Source organism: Neisseria sp. P0021.S007 (assembly GCF_051956855.1).
Window position 1 is genome coordinate 1 of the sequence record NZ_JBQCXA010000970.1, and the last position, 557, is coordinate 557.

The 557-nt window shown below is 59.6% G+C and carries 1 protein-coding gene; it reads left to right on the forward strand.

The features are described from left to right. Positions 1–557: ABC transporter ATP-binding protein (locus ACTHUR_RS17010; protein ID WP_440399878.1), on the forward strand; the 557-nt coding region annotated here is incomplete at both ends.

Here is a 557-nt window from a genome sequence, read left to right on the forward strand (position 1 = left end):
GTCAACGACGGCATGGCAACCCTGTCCAAACCGCACACCATCCTCGACAAGCCCAAAGCCCTGCCGTTGAAAGTATCACAAGGCGAAATCAAGTTCGAACACGTCGATTTCTCCTACGAAGCCGGCAAACCGCTGCTCAACGGCTTCAACCTCACCATCCGCCCGGGCGAAAAAGTCGGCTTGATCGGACGCAGCGGCGCGGGCAAATCCACCATCGTCAACCTGCTTTTGCGCTTCTACGAACCGCAAAGCGGCACGATTTCGATTGACGGGCAAAACGTCGACAGCGTAACCCAAGAAAGTCTGCGCGCCCAAATCGGTTTGGTGACGCAAGACACCTCGCTGCTGCACCGTTCCGTGCGCGACAACATCGTTTACGGCCGTCCCGATGCGACTGATGCCGAAATGATTTCCGCCGCCGAACGCGCCGAAGCCGCCGATTTTATCCCCAACCTTTCCGACGCCAAAGGGCGGCGCGGCTATGATGCCCACGTCGGCGAACGCGGCGTGAAACTCTCCGGCGGACAACGCCAACGCATCGCCATCGCCCGCGTCAT